Source organism: Alcanivorax hongdengensis A-11-3, assembly GCF_000300995.1.
Lineage (GTDB): Bacteria > Pseudomonadota > Gammaproteobacteria > Pseudomonadales > Alcanivoracaceae > Alcanivorax > Alcanivorax hongdengensis.
Genome location: NZ_AMRJ01000003.1, coordinates 121,111 through 136,122, shown reverse-complemented (window position 1 = coordinate 136,122; position 15,012 = coordinate 121,111). Strand labels below are relative to the sequence as shown.

12 protein-coding genes are annotated in these 15,012 nt (G+C 63.5%); 11 read left to right on the top strand and 1 reads right to left on the bottom strand.

Going from position 1 to position 15,012, the window contains the following annotated elements; genetic code table 11:
- Positions 1-17: 17 nt before the first annotated feature.
- From tfpB to A11A3_RS03725, 11 genes are read left to right on the top strand one after another with little or no spacing between them, the layout of a single operon-like run.
- Positions 18-1,817, top strand: a complete 1,800-nt coding sequence (tfpB, locus tag A11A3_RS03775; RefSeq protein WP_008927938.1) for a type IV pilus assembly ATPase TfpB — start codon at positions 18-20, stop codon at positions 1,815-1,817.
- 59 nt (positions 1,818-1,876) lie between these two features.
- Positions 1,877-4,741 carry a bifunctional [glutamate--ammonia ligase]-adenylyl-L-tyrosine phosphorylase/[glutamate--ammonia-ligase] adenylyltransferase gene (gene glnE, locus A11A3_RS03770; RefSeq protein ID WP_008927937.1) on the top strand — a complete coding sequence of 955 codons (2,865 nt, stop codon included), beginning with the start codon at positions 1,877-1,879 and terminating at the stop codon, positions 4,739-4,741.
- Between the two features lie 41 nt (positions 4,742-4,782).
- A complete protein-coding gene (locus tag A11A3_RS03765; RefSeq protein ID WP_008927936.1) occupies positions 4,783-5,706 on the top strand; it encodes a branched-chain amino acid transaminase in 924 nt (307 codons plus the stop codon).
- 8 nt (positions 5,707-5,714) lie between these two features.
- Positions 5,715-6,761 carry a lipopolysaccharide heptosyltransferase II gene (gene waaF, locus A11A3_RS03760; RefSeq protein ID WP_008927935.1) on the top strand — a complete coding sequence of 349 codons (1,047 nt, stop codon included), beginning with the start codon at positions 5,715-5,717 and terminating at the stop codon, positions 6,759-6,761.
- Positions 6,762-6,787: 26 nt separating this feature from the next.
- Positions 6,788-7,813 carry a lipopolysaccharide heptosyltransferase I gene (waaC, locus tag A11A3_RS03755; RefSeq protein ID WP_040296678.1) on the top strand — a complete coding sequence of 342 codons (1,026 nt, stop codon included), beginning with the start codon at positions 6,788-6,790 and terminating at the stop codon, positions 7,811-7,813.
- Positions 7,810-8,907, top strand: a complete 1,098-nt coding sequence (locus tag A11A3_RS03750; protein ID WP_008927933.1) for a glycosyltransferase family 4 protein — start codon at positions 7,810-7,812, stop codon at positions 8,905-8,907. The genes waaC and A11A3_RS03750 overlap by 4 nt, the downstream gene beginning before the upstream one ends.
- Positions 8,900-9,724: a lipopolysaccharide core heptose(I) kinase RfaP gene (gene rfaP, locus A11A3_RS03745; RefSeq protein WP_008927932.1), complete on the top strand. Its 825-nt coding sequence runs from the start codon at positions 8,900-8,902 to the stop codon at positions 9,722-9,724. Before A11A3_RS03750 ends, rfaP begins: the two co-directional genes overlap by 8 nt.
- Entirely contained in the window at positions 9,715-10,503 is a 789-nt protein-coding gene (locus A11A3_RS03740; RefSeq protein WP_008927931.1) for a lipopolysaccharide kinase InaA family protein, read from the top strand. Before rfaP ends, A11A3_RS03740 begins: the two co-directional genes overlap by 10 nt.
- Positions 10,503-12,434 carry a sulfatase-like hydrolase/transferase gene (locus A11A3_RS03735; protein WP_008927930.1) on the top strand — a complete coding sequence of 644 codons (1,932 nt, stop codon included), beginning with the start codon at positions 10,503-10,505 and terminating at the stop codon, positions 12,432-12,434. Before A11A3_RS03740 ends, A11A3_RS03735 begins: the two co-directional genes overlap by 1 nt.
- Positions 12,431-13,570, top strand: coding sequence for a capsular polysaccharide export protein, LipB/KpsS family (locus tag A11A3_RS03730; protein WP_008927929.1), 1,140 nt, complete (start codon positions 12,431-12,433; stop codon positions 13,568-13,570). The genes A11A3_RS03735 and A11A3_RS03730 overlap by 4 nt, the downstream gene beginning before the upstream one ends.
- Positions 13,570-14,259 carry a phosphotransferase gene (locus A11A3_RS03725; RefSeq protein WP_008927928.1) on the top strand — a complete coding sequence of 230 codons (690 nt, stop codon included), beginning with the start codon at positions 13,570-13,572 and terminating at the stop codon, positions 14,257-14,259. The genes A11A3_RS03730 and A11A3_RS03725 overlap by 1 nt, the downstream gene beginning before the upstream one ends.
- Here A11A3_RS03725 and A11A3_RS03720 read toward each other — a convergent pair.
- Complete coding sequence (locus A11A3_RS03720) at positions 14,256-14,972, bottom strand: lipopolysaccharide kinase InaA family protein (RefSeq protein ID WP_008927927.1); 717 nt, start codon at positions 14,970-14,972, stop codon at positions 14,256-14,258. The two genes, A11A3_RS03725 and A11A3_RS03720, sit on opposite strands and share 4 nt — an antisense overlap.
- Positions 14,973-15,012 lie beyond the last annotated feature (40 nt).

Below are 15,012 nucleotides of genomic sequence, written 5' to 3'. Positions count from 1 at the left end.
TAACCCGGAGAGCCCTGGTGAACGCATCCGCCATTCCCCCCCATCTGGACGGCCTGCACGTGGATGTGCGCTGGCTGACCCGCGAGCTGCTTGAGGAGGGCCGCGTCAGCCGGGAGGATTACAACGTCATTTCCACCACCCCGCGCGAGAAGAAGGAGCTCAACTGGCACCCCATTGAGGTGCTGGCCAAGTATCGCCTCACCGATCGCAGCAATACCCACCAGCTGCTGGATGTGGACTTTCTCACCCGCTGGCTGGCCGACAAGGCCAACATGCCGGTCTACCACATTGATCCGCTCAAGGTGCATGTGGATCAGGTGACCAATGTGATGAGCTACGCCTTTGCGGAGCGCCACGGCATTGTCGCCGTGGAGGTCTACCGTGACCGGGTGGTGGTGGCCTGTGACCAGCCGTTCGTGCACGACTGGCAGGCGCATCTCAAGCAGGTGCTGCGTGATCGCGATCTGGATGTGGTGATGGCCAATCCGGAAAAGCTGCGTCGCTATCGCATCGAGTTCTACAACCTGAGCCGTTCCATCGCCAGCGCCAAGGACAATACCGGCCAGGAAATGGGCAGCATCACCAACTTCGAGCAGTTGCTGGAGGTGGGCAAGGGCAGCCCGGACGCGGACGATCAGCACATTGTCAATATCGTTGACTGGATTCTGCAGTACGCCTTTTCCCAGCGCGCCAGCGACATCCACCTGGAGCCGCGCCGGGAGACCGGCAAGATGCGCTTTCGCATCGATGGCGTGCTGCATGATGTCTACGAGCTGCCGGCGGCCATCATGGCTGCGGTGACCAGCCGCCTGAAGATTCTCAGTCGCCTTAACGTGGCCGAAAAGCGCAAGCCCCAGGACGGCCGTCTGAAGACCAAAAGCCCGGAAGGGGACGAGGTGGAGCTGCGGATTTCCACCCTGCCCACCGCCTTTGGCGAAAAGATGGTGATGCGGGTGTTCGACCCGGACGTGCTGGTGCGCAACTTCGAGCAACTGGGTTTCAGCCGCGAGGACCACGCCGCCTGGCAGAAGATGACCGAGCGCCCCCATGGCATCATCTTCGTCACCGGCCCCACCGGCTCGGGCAAGACCACCACGCTCTATTCCACCCTCAAGCAGCTGGCCACCAGCGAGGTCAATGTCTGCACCATCGAAGACCCCATCGAAATGGTGGAGCCCAGCTTTAACCAGATGCAGGTGCAGGCCAATATCGATGTGGACTTCGCCCAGGGCGTCAAGGCCATGCTGCGTCAGGACCCGGATATCATCATGATCGGTGAGATCCGTGATCTGAAAACCGCCGACATGGCCATCCAGGCGGCGCTTACCGGCCACCTGGTGCTGTCGACCCTGCATACCAATGACGCGCCGTCCTCGGTGACCCGGCTGGTGGACCTGGGGGTGCCGCCCTACATGATTTCCGCCACGGTGATCGGTGTCATGGCCCAGCGCCTGGTGCGAACCCTGTGCCCCAGTTGCAAGCAGGAAATCGACGCGGACCCGGTGGCCTGGGAAGAGCTGGTGCGCCCCTTCAAGATGAAAATGCCGGAAAAACTCTACCGGCCGGTGGGCTGCCTGGAGTGCCGGGGGACCGGCTACCATGGTCGCATGGGCGTGTATGAAACCATGCCTCTGGGGCCGGCGCTGAAAGGCACCATCAGCCGCCACGGGGACCTGGAGCAGATTACCCGCCAGGCCCTCAAGGCCGGCATGAAGCCACTGCGCATCAGTGGTGCGCAAAAGGTGGTGCGTGGCCTGACCACCATCGAGGAGGTCATGCGGGTGACGCCGTCCCAGGATGTCCTGATCGGTGATTGATGGCTGATGATGCTCGGGACGCTGGTCTTTGCCGCCCCGGCGGTGGACAATAGCCGCCCATGACCGAACCGCAATATCACTCCCTGCCCGACGAACTGTCCGTGCTGGTCAGCCAGCACTGGCAGCGCTTTGTCGAGGCCGGCCACCGCCTGCCGGACTCCCTGCACAAGGACCTGCCACGGGTGTGGGCGGGCTCCGACTATGTGGCCGAGCAATTCATTCGCGACCCGCAACTGGGCGACTGGCTGGCCGCCTGTGGCCTGACCCGCCCCCTGGATGCGGCCTCGCTGGCCGAAGAGGTGCAGGAAGCGGTATCAGGCTGTGTTGGCGAGGACGATCTCAAGCGCGCCCTGCGGCGCCTGCGTCACCGCCACATGAGCCGCATCATCTGGCGGGATCTGGCGGCCATCGGGGACTATCACTCCACCGTGGCGGATTTGTCCCTGCTTGCCGACACCCTGATCAGCGTGGCACTGGAACGGCTCTATGGCTGGGCCTGTGAACGCAATGGTACGCCGGTCGGCCCGGACGGAGAGGCCGTGCGGCTGGTGGTATTGGCCATGGGCAAGCTGGGCGCCCGTGAGCTCAACCTGTCCTCCGACATTGATCTGATTTTCGCCTACGAACATGAAGGCGAGGTGCCTGGCGAACGTCGGCCGCTGAGCCACAACCAGTTTTTCCTGCGCCTGGGCCAGCAACTGATCAAGGTGCTCGACCAGACCACCGCAGACGGTTTCGTATTCCGGGTGGATATGCGCCTGCGCCCCTGGGGCAAAAGCGGCGCCCTGGCCATCGGCTTCGATGCCATGGAGGGCTACTACGAAACCCAGGGGCGCGAATGGGAACGCTATGCACTGATCAAGATGCGCCCGGTGGCCGGCGATCTGGCCGCTGGCGCCCGCCTGATTCGCCGGCTCAACCCCTTTGTCTATCGCCGCTACATCGACTTCGGTGCCTTCCAGTCACTGCGTGAAATGAAGGCCCTGATCGAGCGGGAGGTAAACCGCAAGGGGATGCAGGCGGATGTGAAGCTGGGCGCCGGCGGCATCCGTGAAGTGGAATTCATCGTGCAGGCCTTTCAGCTGATCCGCGGTGGGCAGCTACCCGCCCTGCGCCAGCCCAACCTGATGCGGGTGCTGCCGCGGCTGGTGGACGAGGAGTTGCTGCCCGAGGACGTGGCCGAGGAACTGATGGAGGCCTACCTGTTCCTGCGCAACGTGGAGCACCGCCTGCAGGCCGTGGGCGACAGGCAGACCCAGCGCCTGCCCGATGACGAGCTGGGCTGGCAGCGTCTGACCTTTGCCATGGGCTTTTCCGCCCGTGCCGCCTTCGAGCGGCAACTGCGGCGCCAGCGCGAGAATGTGCGTTACCACTTCAGTCAGGTGATCGCCGACCCGGAAAAGGAAAACGACACCGTGCAGGGGGCCGACCAGGAGCTGCTGGACCTGTGGCTCGGTCAGCTGGAGACAGAGGCGGCGGTGTCGCTGCTGGAAAATATCGGCGTGCTGGAAGCGCCGGCGGTTTATCAGCACCTGTGCACCTTCCGTGACAGCCGCGCGGTGCAGAACATGCAGGCCATCGGTCGTGAGCGTCTCGACCGGGTGATGCCGCTGTTGCTGGAGGCGCTCGGCTATCAGGGCCACGGTGAAACCACCGTTACCCGTCTGCTGGCCTTCATGGAATCGGTGCTGCGCCGTAGCGCCTACATTGCGCTGCTGGTGGAAAACCCGGATGCCCTGACCCAGCTGGTCAAGCTGTCCGGCGCCAGCCCCTGGATTGCCGAACGGCTCACCCTGCACCCGGTGCTGCTCGACGAGCTGCTGGATGTGCGCACCCTCTATTCGCCGCCGGAACGCGCCGAGCTGGATGACGAGCTGCGCCAGCAGCTGTTGCGGGTGGCCGAGGATGATCTGGAACAGCAGATGGAGGTGCTGCGTAACTTCAAGCAGGCCCACCTGCTGCGGGTGGCGGCGTCGGAAGTCACCGAAGTGCTGCCGCTGATGAAGGTCAGTGATTACCTCACCTGGCTGGCCGAAAGTATTCTCAATCAGGTGGTGATGCTTGCCTGGGAGCCGCTGGTGGAGCGCCATGGACGCCCGTCGCGCAGTAACGGCCAGCCCTGCAATCCGGATTTCGTGGTGGTCGGCTATGGCAAGCTGGGCGGTATCGAGCTGGGCCACAACTCGGATCTGGACCTGGTCTTCCTGCATGATGCGGCCAGTGGCGGCATGACCGATGGCGACAAGCCGGTGGCCAACGAGCAGTTCTACGCACGCCTGGGCCAGCGCATCGTCCATATTCTTTCCACCCGCACCATGAGCGGCCAGCTCTACGACGTGGATACCCGGCTGCGCCCGTCCGGCAGTTCCGGGCTGCTGGTCAGCTCCATGGATGCCTTCGAGAAGTACCAGCGCAACGATGCCTGGACCTGGGAGCATCAGGCGTTGGTGCGCGCCCGGGTAGTGGCTGGCTGTGCCCGTGCCCGCCAGCGCTTTGATGAGATTCGCGCCGGTGTGCTGTGCCGCGAACGGCCGCTGGAAACGCTGCGCGAGGATGTGCTGGCCATGCGCCGCCGGATGGTCGATCACCTGGCGGCCGACCAGCCGGGCTGTTTTCATCTCAAGCAGGATCCGGGTGGTATCGTTGATATCGAATTTATGGTGCAATATGGGGTTCTTAGATGGGCCTCCTCCCACGGTGAATTGACCCGTTTCACCGATAACGTGCGGTTGCTGGAAACACTGGCTGCACTGGATTTGATGTCGGCTCAGGATGCCGGCCTGCTGCGGGAAGCGTACCTCGCTTACCGATCCGCGGCTCATCGCGCGTCATTGCGCAAAGAGAAATCCATCGTCGACGACACCCAATTCCGCGATTTGCGAGAAGGCGTACGGACGATCTGGACTCATTGGTTTGACCTCTAGGGCATTCAGCCCCAGGTCCTCAGTTCGGGAGTATCCCTGCCATGTCGATGGCTGTACGAGACGGTTTTATCTGGTTGGATGGTGAAATGGTTCCCTGGCAGGAGGCCAAGGTTCATGTGCTGACTCACACCCTGCATTACGGCATGGGCGTGTTCGAGGGGGTGCGCGCCTACGAGACGGACAGCGGCCCGGCGATTTTCCGCCTCAAGGAGCACACTGACCGCCTGTTCAACAGTGCCCACATCATGAACATGAAGATCCCGTTCTCCAAGGACGAGGTCAACGCCGCCCAGCTGGCCGCCGTGAAGGACAACAAGCTGCCCCACGCCTACCTGCGCCCAATGGTGTTCTACGGCAGTGAAGGCATGGGTCTGCGTGCCCACAACCTGAAAGTGCATCTGATGGTGGCCGCCTGGGAATGGCCGGCCTACATGTCGCCGGAAGCCCTGGAGCTGGGTATCAAGGTGCGCACTTCAAGCTACACCCGTCACCATGTGAACATCACCATGTGCAAGGCCAAGGCCAACGGCAACTACATCAACTCCATGCTGGCCTTGAACGAAGCCCTGTCCGGCGGCGCCGACGAGGCCCTGTTGCTGGATAACGAAGGCTATGTGGCGGAAGGCTCCGGCGAGAACATCTTCGTGATCAAGGGCAAGGTGCTCTACACCCCGGAACTGACCTCCTGCCTGGATGGCATCACCCGCAAGAGCATCATCGAGCTGGCCGAAGAGCGTGGCTACCAGGTCCGCGAGAAGCGTATCACCCGTGACGAGATCTACGTGGCGGACGAGGCCTTCTTCACCGGTACCGCCGCCGAAGTGACGCCGATCCGCGAGCTGGATGGCCGCATCATCGGAGAAGGCAAGCGCGGCCCGATCACCGAGCAGCTGCAGGCGGTCTACTTCGACCTGGTGCGCGGCAAGCTCGACGACCACAAGGACTGGCTCACCTACGTGGGCTGAGCCCAGTGATGGCACCGGATCATCCGTCCGCCATTCTTGTCGTCGGCCCGTCCTGGGTCGGCGACATGGTGATGGCCCAGACCCTGTTTTCCGAACTGCGTCGCCAACACCCCGACTGTGCCATTGACGTGTTGGCGCCGGCCTGGTGCCGGCCGCTGCTGTCGCGCATGCCGGAGGTGCGTGAGGCGCTGTCGTTGCCCTTTGATCACGGCGACCTGCGCCTGGGTGAACGCCGTGCCCTGGGGCGCTCCCTGCGTGGTCGTTACCAGCAGGCCTATGTGCTGCCCAATTCCCTCAAGTCCGCCATCGTGCCGTTGTCGGCCCGCATTCCTGTGCGTACTGGCTGGCGCGGGGAAATGCGTTATGGCCTGCTCAATGACGTGCGCAAGCTCGACAAGCAGCGCTATCCGCTGATGGTGCAGCGTTTCGTGGCGCTGGCGTTGCCGCCCCGGGCGCCGGTGCCGCTGCTGGAATCGATCAGCGCACCGCATCTGCAGGTCAGCGATGATTCCCGTGCCCAGGCCATGAAGGCCCACCAGCTGGATACCGGTCGCCCGGTACTGGGGCTGTGCCCCGGTGCCGAATTCGGCCCGGCCAAGCGCTGGCCGGAGCATCACTACGCCGCCGTGGCGCGTCACTGGATCGAGCAGGGCGGGCAGGTGTGGATCTTCGGCTCCGGCAAGGACGTGCCGGTGGCCGACACCATCGTGGCGGAGCTGGGCGAGCTGGGCGAACAGGCCCGGGTGCTGGCCGGGGCCACATCCCTGGAGCAGGCGGTGGATCTGCTGTCGGCCACCACTGCCGTGGTCAGCAATGATTCCGGCCTGATGCACATTGCCGCGGCCCTCAAGCGGCCGCTGGTGGCGGTTTACGGCTCCACCTCGCCGGGCTTTACCCCGCCCCTCGGTGATCGCGTGGCCGTGGTACGATTGGGGCTGGAATGCAGCCCCTGTTTCGAGCGCGAATGTCCGCTGGGGCATTTGAACTGTCTGCGACAGCTGCCGCCATCCCGGGTCATTGATGCCCTGCAGCAGCTGGAAAGTGCGGATGCCTGATTCTCTGAGCGCGAGTCTGCCCTGACATGCGAGTGTTGCTGATCAAGACATCCTCCATGGGTGATGTGATCCACACCCTGCCGGCACTGACCGATGCGCTGGCGGCGATTCCCGATCTGCAACTGGACTGGGTGGTGGAGGACGGTTTTGCCGACCTGGCCCGCCGCCACCCGGCCGTGGTGCGAGTCATTCCCTGTGCCCTGCGTCGCTGGCGCCAGCATCCCCTGCGCGCCCGCCGCAGTGGCGAATGGGCCGACTTCAAGGCGGCGCTTCAGCACCAGGACTACGACGCGGTGATCGATGCCCAGGGTTTGCTCAAGAGCGCCTTTGTCACCCGCCTGGCGCGGGGCCCCAAATATGGCCTGGACAAGCACTGCGCCCGTGAGGGGCTGTCCGCCCGGGTGCTGGATCACCCGCTGTCGGTGCCCCGGGGCCAGCATGCCATTGCCCGGGTGCGCCAGCTTTTCGCCCTGGCGCTCAACTACCCGCTACCGTCCGGGGCGCCGGATTACGGCCTGATTCGCAGCCATGAGCCACGGCCTCTGCAAGAGCCGGCACAACTGCTGTTCTGTCACGGCACCACCTGGCCCACCAAGCATTACCCGGAAGCCTTCTGGCGTGAATTGTTGACCCTGGCCTGCCGGGCCGGGCATACGGTCTATCTGCCCTGGGGCAGTGAGGACGAGCTGGCCCGTGCGCGCCGGCTTGCCGAGGGGCTGAACGGGGCCCGGGTGCTCGACAAACTCAGCCTGCACGAACTCACCGACCGCATGCTGCAATGGGATGCCTTTGTGGCGGTGGATACCGGCCTTGCCCATCTGGCCGCCGCCGCCGGCCTGCCGGGACTCGGTCTTTACGGTCCCACCGACCCGACGCTCACCGGAGTCGAGGGGCTGCGTGCCCGCTCCCTGGCGGCGGAATTTCCCTGTGCGCCTTGCGTACAGGAAAAGTGCACCTATCGCGGTGAGCTGGGTCAGGGCGTCGATCCACCCTGTTTCAGCAGCCTCAAACCCCACCGGGTCTGGCAGCGGCTGCTGGAGGTGACGGCATGAAGTTGGCCATGGTGCTCTATCACTATTTTCCCTATGGCGGTCTGCAACGCGACTTTGCCCGCATTGCCCGGGAAGCGGTGCGCCGGGGTCACCAGGTGGTGGCGCTGGTGGCCGACTGGCAGGGCGACTGGCTGGAGGGGGTGACCGTGGAGCAGCTGGACGTGCAGGGCAGCAGCAACCATGGCCGCATGGCGTCCTTTGCCCGCGCGGTGCGTGGCCAGCTGGCGACGGAAAGTTTTGACCGGGTGCTGGGTTTTAACCGCCTGCCGGGCCTCGATCTGTATTTTGCCGCGGACAGCTGTTTCGCCGAGCATCTGCGCAGCAAGCCGGGCCTGGCAAAGAGGCTGCCCCGTTATCGCACCTATTTGAAACTGGAGCAGGCGGTGATGGCCGAGGGCGGTCCCCTGCTGCTGTTTCTCAATGACCACCAGCGCCGCCAGTATCAGGCGCACTATCCGCTGACCGAGTCACGTTATCGCCTGCTGCCACCGGGCATCGAGCGTGACCGCCGGCGCACGGATAATTACCAGCAACTGCGCGCCGGGCTGCGTGCCGAGCTGGGACTGGCCGATGATGAGCCGGTACTGCTGTTCCTCGGTTCCGGGTTCAAGGTCAAGGGTCTGGACCGGGCGCTGGCGGCGTTTGCGTCCCAGCCGGCGCCACTGCGCCTGCTGATCGTAGGCAATGATGATGCGACGCCTTACCTGAAAGTGCTGAGCCATGAACAGCGCGCCCGCGTCAGCGTGCTCGGCCCCCGGGATGACGTGCCGGCCCTGTTGCAGGCGGCGGACCTGTTGTTGCACCCGGCCTACCGGGAATCCGCCGGTATGGTGCTGCTGGAGGCCACGGTGGCCGGGCTGCCGGTGCTGACCACCGATACCTGTGGCTATGCCCGTTATGTGCAGGAGGCCGGTGCCGGCGAAGTCATTGCTTCGCCCTTTGATCAGCAGGCCCTCAATCGCACCCTGGCCAACATGCTGGCGCAGCGGCCCGGGCCCTGGTCCGCCGCCGGTATCGAATACGGCCAGCAGGAGAGCCTCTATCGGCTGCCGGAAACCGTGGTGGACTGGCTGGAGGGGAGCGCCCGTGACTGAGTTGTTCCTGCGCGAGGAATTCCGTGCCGCCTGGCAGGGGCAGGATCCGTTCGCCCGGGTCCAGGCGCTGGACGGCGACGTCTTTCGCAGCAAGGAAGGGCGCCGCACCCTGCGTTTTTTCCATGCGGGACGGCCCTACTTTCTCAAATACCACCAGGGCGTTGGCTGGGGCGAGGTGATCAAGAATCTGCTGCAGGGGCGAGCGCCGGTGGTCAGTGCCCGTAACGAGTACCTGGCCAGCCTGGCACTGGCCGAGGCCGGGGTGGATACCCTGACGCCGGCGGCCTATGGCCGCCGTGGCCATAACCCGGCGGCGGTGGAAAGTTTTCTGATTACCGATGACCTGGTCGGCACCGTCAGCCTGGAGGATTACTGCCGGGGCTGGCCGGACCAGCCGCCGCCGGTGGCACAAAAGCGGCGGTTGTTGCACAAGGTGATGTGGATGGCCGCCACCATGCACGGTTGCGGCATCAATCATCGTGATTTTTACCTGTGTCACTTCCTGCTGGTGCCGGAGAGCCTGGAGCAGGGTAGCAGTGTGGCGCAGATTCGCTGTCATCTGATCGACCTGCACCGGGCCGGCCTGCGCCGGGCTGTGCCGCTGCGCTGGCGTATCAAGGATGTGGCCGGGCTGTTCTATTCCGCCATGGATATCGGTCTCACCCACCGGGACCTGCTGCGGGCCATGGCCCTCTATACCGGCAAGAGCTGGCGCCGCACGCTAAGCGAAGACCGGTCTTTCTGGCTGGCCGTGCGCCGGCGGGCGGAAACCCTTTATCAAAAAGACATGGGCCGGGAGGCGCCACGTTGGATCTGAAAACCCATCGCAGTGCCGTGGCCATGATTGGCTATCATCAGGCCGGGCCGGTTCAGCCGTTGCTGGAGGGGGCCCCTGTTGATCAATGGTTCGATCAGCCGCATCGCTCCCTCAAGCACAATGCCAAGGTGGATGCCCGTTTGTTGTCGTCGTCCTCCGGGCCGGTGTTCGTCAAGCAATACAAGGTGGCCAGCCGTCTGCGCCGGGCACTGGTGGCGCTGACCGGCTTCCGGGCCCGGCGTATGTTCCGCCTTTCCCTCTGCCTGTTGGCCATTGGCGTGCGCGTGCCGCAGCCGCTGGCCTATGTGCTGGATCGCCGTCGTGACAGGCTATCCTCCTTTTTTGTCTGTGAGGCGTTGCGGGCCCGCGATCTGAAGAGTGTTGCCTGCGGGCCGGGGCTCGACCAGATCGGCGGCGAAGCCCGGGTGTTTGAGCGTGTGGGCACCATGCTGGTGGCGCTCCATGGAGCGGGTTTTGCCCATGGTGACATGAAATGGGCCAACCTGATGGTCGATGAGGCGTCCCGGGAACTGATCCTGATCGATCTGGATGGCTTGCGGCGCCCCTGGCTGTTTCGCAACAAGCGCTTTGGCCGCGATCTGGCCCGGTTTATTCTCAATGCCAGAGAGCTGGGGGCCGCCCCGGACAATATTGATACCCTGCTGGCAATGTACGCGCGGGCGCGGGGGCGCTCCGTGGACCAGGTCCGGGCGGACCTGACGCCGGCTTATAATAAACTTGCCAGACGGCATCGCGACAAATACGGGTCGACAGTGTGATGAATGAATTGTCGGATATGGGGCTGATTTTCCTGAAACTGTTCAGCGGCATGCTGGCGGTGCTGTACATGCAGCGCAAGATCTATGCGCTGCGCAACTATGTGGAAACCCGCCCCTGTCTGGACGATTTATGGATGCTGGCGCTGGTGGCGCTGGCGGTGGCCGCCACTGCACCGGTGCCCTGGTTGCACGGTGTGCTGCTGACCGTGGTGACGGTTTCCATGCTGATCATGTGGCTGGATGCAGTGCTGGTGCACCTGTTCGGCTTTGAGGTCAATCTCAGTAATATCCGCATTTTCCTGCAGGGGGCGGAAAGTTTTTCCGGCGATTCCCGGGAGTTGCTCGATAACCTGAAAAAACGCTCCTGGTTTCTGGCCGCACCGCTGGCGGTGGTGATGCTGGCGCTATCCTCCTTTCTCAACATGGAAGCCTGGAACGATGGCGAACAGATTGCCTGGAGCGGCTTTCTTGCCCTGTTTCTGATGGGTATTACCAAGAGCCGGTTTCGTCTGGTCGGCGCGCCGGTGTGGCTGGGGCTGGCGGGGCTGGCTTATCTGGTGATCGAGCACCTGGACGATCTGCCGGTGCTGCTCTGGCAGCACGTTTTTGCCTGGTCGGCGCTGGCGCTGGTGGTGCTGGTTTTTGCCGCCAAGCTGTTCGGGCGCGGGGTGGCCAGCCGTTTCTTCTCGGCCCGCTCTCCGGTTCGTGATTTCATCCATGGCGCCCGGTTGCGGCCCAGCAAGTCGGTGACCCTGAGCGAAGCGGACCGTCAGCGTTTTGTCTCTCTTCCGCAGGCGTCGCCCATGCCCAGTGAGGCCTTTGGCCGTTGCCGGGGGGCCAGCGTGATCATGATCACCATGGAGTCGCTGGCGCGGGATTACATCCAGCCCTACAACCCGGAAGGGGCGGATCTGCCCTGGTTGAAAAGTCTGGCGGCCCAGGGGCTGGTGTCCGATAACCACTATGCCTGCTGCCCGAATACCAACCGGGCCATCCAGCATATCTATCAGGGCAACTATCCCTGCTCGCCGGATTACCCCTTCCTGCCGCTGCTCAAGGCGGCCGGTTACAGCACCACCTACATGATGATTTCCCGAACCCGCTTTTTTAACCTCTGCGATATTCTGGCGGATATCGGATTTGACCGGGTACTGGACCGCGATAGCCAGGGGCTGGAGCCGGCCCGCGGCGATTATGCCTTCCTCGATCAGGTGGATGCCATCAATGAGGCCCTGGGTGAGGGGCCCTTCTTTCTGCATCTGAAAAACGAGCAGACCCATTCACCTTATCAGGTGGTGGAAAAGGCGCGTTTCAGTCGGCACAGCGATGAAAGTCGTGAAGCGCATTTCAAGAATGCCGCCGAAGAAGCGGATGAGGTCATGGCCCGCTTTCTTGCCGCACTGGGCGAGCGCCGTGACCTGTCAAATACCCTGATCGTCTATACCGGTGACCATGGTCAGAGCTTCGGGGAATTCGGTTATGTGTCCCACTCCAGTGCCAGCGTCAATCCCCAGGTGCGGGTGCCGTTGGTGATGCAGCACCCGAAGCTGGATGCCGCCACCCTGAATCGCTCCACCCATTTTGATCTGATGCCCACGGTACTGGATCTGCTGGGCATCGAATGCCCGGCGCCGGTGTTTGGTCGTACCCTGATGGCCGGTGACAACAACCGGCCCCTGTTGCTTTATTCGCAGACTCGCAAGGGCAACGCGCCGTCCAATGCCAGCCTGCTGGATGGCGATGACAAGATCATGGTGGACCTGATTTACGGCTACCGTTATCGCCTTGGTGCGGATGATCATCTGCGCCAGAAAATCCCCCCGGCCCAGGCAGCCTATCAGGAAACGCTGATGTACGCGGCCATGGATACGCGTGGCCTGATAAGCGATTCGGCCTTTTCTCCGCGCCAGAAGACCGGAGGTGATCAGTGACGCCGCCATTGCCACGGGTGCTGTTTCTGGCCATGAGCCGCAATCAGGAAAAACATTTTCGTGCCCTGGCCGAGCAGATGCCGGTGGACGGCCGGGTCATCAATGCCAAGCACCCCGGGCGTGGCCCCTGGCTCACGGCCCTGGGCTGGCTCTGGCGGCGCCGTGACCAGTTGCCGGGCTGGCTGCGCTTTCGGGTCAGCAAGGGGCAGCTCAATGACGGTGCCCACGGGCGCTGGTTCCGGTTCGGCCTGGGGTTGCGCATTGCTCACCTGATGGCCGGCCTGATGCGGCAGGTCCGTGACTGGCAACCGCAGGTGCTGTTCGTGCTCAACGGGGCTCACTACAAACAGCAGGCGGCCATCAGCTGGGCCCGGGAAGCCGGTCTCAAGGTGGCCTATCTGGAGTTGGGCTTTCTGCCCAATACCATGGCGCTGGATGGTGCCGGGGTGAATTATGCCAACAGCATTCCCCGGCAGGCCGCTTTTTATCGCAACTACTCGCCCCGGGGAGAGGTCGCGGATGCCACCCTGGTGCGGCGGCCACCGCGCAAGCCGGTGGGCGAGCCCATCGAGCTGCCAGCGCGCTACCTGTTCGTGCCTTTCCAGGTGTATGACGATACCCAGATCCTGATCCATTCGCCCTGGGTTCCCAGTATGGAAGCGCTTTACCAGGCGCTGGTCGAGACGGTGGATGCCCTGCCGGATGACTGTGTCTATGTGGTCAAGGAGCACCCCACTTCCAAAAAAGCCTATCCGGAACTGCATGGGCGCCACCCCCGTATCCTGTTTGCCAACGCCAACGACACCCAGCAACTGATCGAGCGTTCGCTGGGGGTGATCACGGTCAACTCCACCGTCGGCATCGAAAGCCTGCTGCTGGGGCGGCCGGTGATTACGCTGGGTAACGCCTGTTACAACATCGAAGAACTGGTTGCCCATGCCGATAACCGGGATACCCTGCGCGGGCTGGTGAGCGACCCGCAGGCGCTGCCGTTTGATGGCGCGCTGGTGCGTCATTTCGTCGCCTGGTTGCGCGAGCAGTATCTGGTGCCAGGGCGCTGGCCGGAATACGGGCCTGATTATCCGCAGCGTATGCGCGAGAGGCTGGATCAGATCCTGTCCGGGGAGCCGTTCTGATGTGGCGCTACCGGCCTGACCCGCTGGATCTTGAGGCCCTGCTAAAAGGGGCCGGTACGCCGATTTCCGGTGCCGGTACGACTACCCGGGTGTACGCCCTGGAAATTGACGGTGAGCCCTTTTTTCTCAAGGTCAGTGAGCCTGAGTCGCTGAAAAGCCTGTTGCCTCGACTCTGGAAGGCCCGCGCCTGGTGCTCCTCGACGGAGCTGGAGGGACGCAACCTGCAATGGCTGGCTGGCCAGGGGGTGGCGGTGATACCGGTGCAGACGCTTGCCACCCGTTACCGGTTCGGCTTGCCGGTGGCCGGCTTCATGCTCAGTCGGGCCCAGCCTGGTGACCCCCTGGAAGCACTGTTGCAGAGCGCGCCGTCGCCCAGGCGCAGCGAACTGGCCGAGGCCTATGGTGCCCTGTGTGCTCAATTGCATGGCCTGGGTGTTTATGAGCCCCTGCGCGCCAAGGATGTGATTGTCGACCGACATCAGCTGATCTTGCTGGACCGGGAAAAACCGCCGGGTCGGCCCGGTTGGCATAAACAGGCCGCGCTGCGCTCCCTGGAGCGCGCCTGGTATCGAAACCGGCGCAGTGGCCTGGTGCTGGATGCGACGCGCAGCGAGGCGTTCGTCAGGGGCTACTGCCGTGTCTGTGCGCAGGCGGATGCCTTATCCGTGGCCGGCAGGGTGAAGGGTTAGCGGTAGTCCGGTTGCTGATGGCGCAAGATGTACCAGTAGTCCTGGCTTATCGGCGTGCCACGCGCCACCCCTTTGCGCGCGAAGTGTTCGCGGACGCTTTCAAGGGTTTCCCGGTAAAGTCGGCGCTGTTTGTGCCGGGGCAGGTCCAGCCGGGAAAAATAGGCGGCGAAGAAACGCCGTCGCTCGGCCGGTGTGATGTAGTCATCGGCCAGCAGCATGACCTGCTTGAGGTTACGCTTCTGCTCGCGGCCAAACTGCAGCGGTTTGCGGGTACGTTCGTTATCGATCAGGGCCAGCCGGTAGCCCAGGCGGCCAGGGTGTATGATGATGTTGTTGGGGCGCAGGTCGCCATGGGCTACCCGGGCGGCATGCATCCGGCCAACCATATGCCCCAGGGCACGGAACAGCTCACGGCGCCATGGCCGGGCCGAGGGGGCTTGCAGGAACGACTCCAGCGCATTGAGCAGCTGCGGGCCTTCCAGATCCTCCATGAGTATGAAGTCGCAGCGCTGGTGGTGGCCACATGCAATAATGGCAGGTGCCAGGCATCCGGCCTCCGTCAGTAGCCGGGTACCCTTGAGGGTGCGCCAGGCGCGACTGCCGCCCAGAGAGCGTTTGGCCAGCTCCTTGAGGCGGTCATTATTGAAGCTTTTGAAATACAGTCGGCCGTTTTCCTGATAGGCAATCAGGTTACGGGCGTTTTGTTTTACCACAGACCAGCCTTTCTGATCCGATAAAACGGATTTTATCCCC

Bases quoted from the DNA above. Each gene is read 5' to 3' on its own strand.
- waaC (WP_040296678.1), top strand. From the start codon at position 6,788: ATGCGAGTGTTGCTGATCAAGACATCCTCCATGGGTGATGTGATCCAC.
- waaF (WP_008927935.1), top strand. From the start codon at position 5,715: ATGGCACCGGATCATCCGTCCGCCATTCTTGTCGTCGGCCCGTCCTGG.
- A11A3_RS03735 (WP_008927930.1), top strand. From the start codon at position 10,503: ATGAATGAATTGTCGGATATGGGGCTGATTTTCCTGAAACTGTTCAGC.
- A11A3_RS03765 (WP_008927936.1), top strand. From the start codon at position 4,783: ATGTCGATGGCTGTACGAGACGGTTTTATCTGGTTGGATGGTGAAATG.
- A11A3_RS03750 (WP_008927933.1), top strand. From the start codon at position 7,810: ATGAAGTTGGCCATGGTGCTCTATCACTATTTTCCCTATGGCGGTCTG.
- A11A3_RS03725 (WP_008927928.1), top strand. From the start codon at position 13,570: ATGTGGCGCTACCGGCCTGACCCGCTGGATCTTGAGGCCCTGCTAAAA.
- glnE (WP_008927937.1), top strand. From the start codon at position 1,877: ATGACCGAACCGCAATATCACTCCCTGCCCGACGAACTGTCCGTGCTG.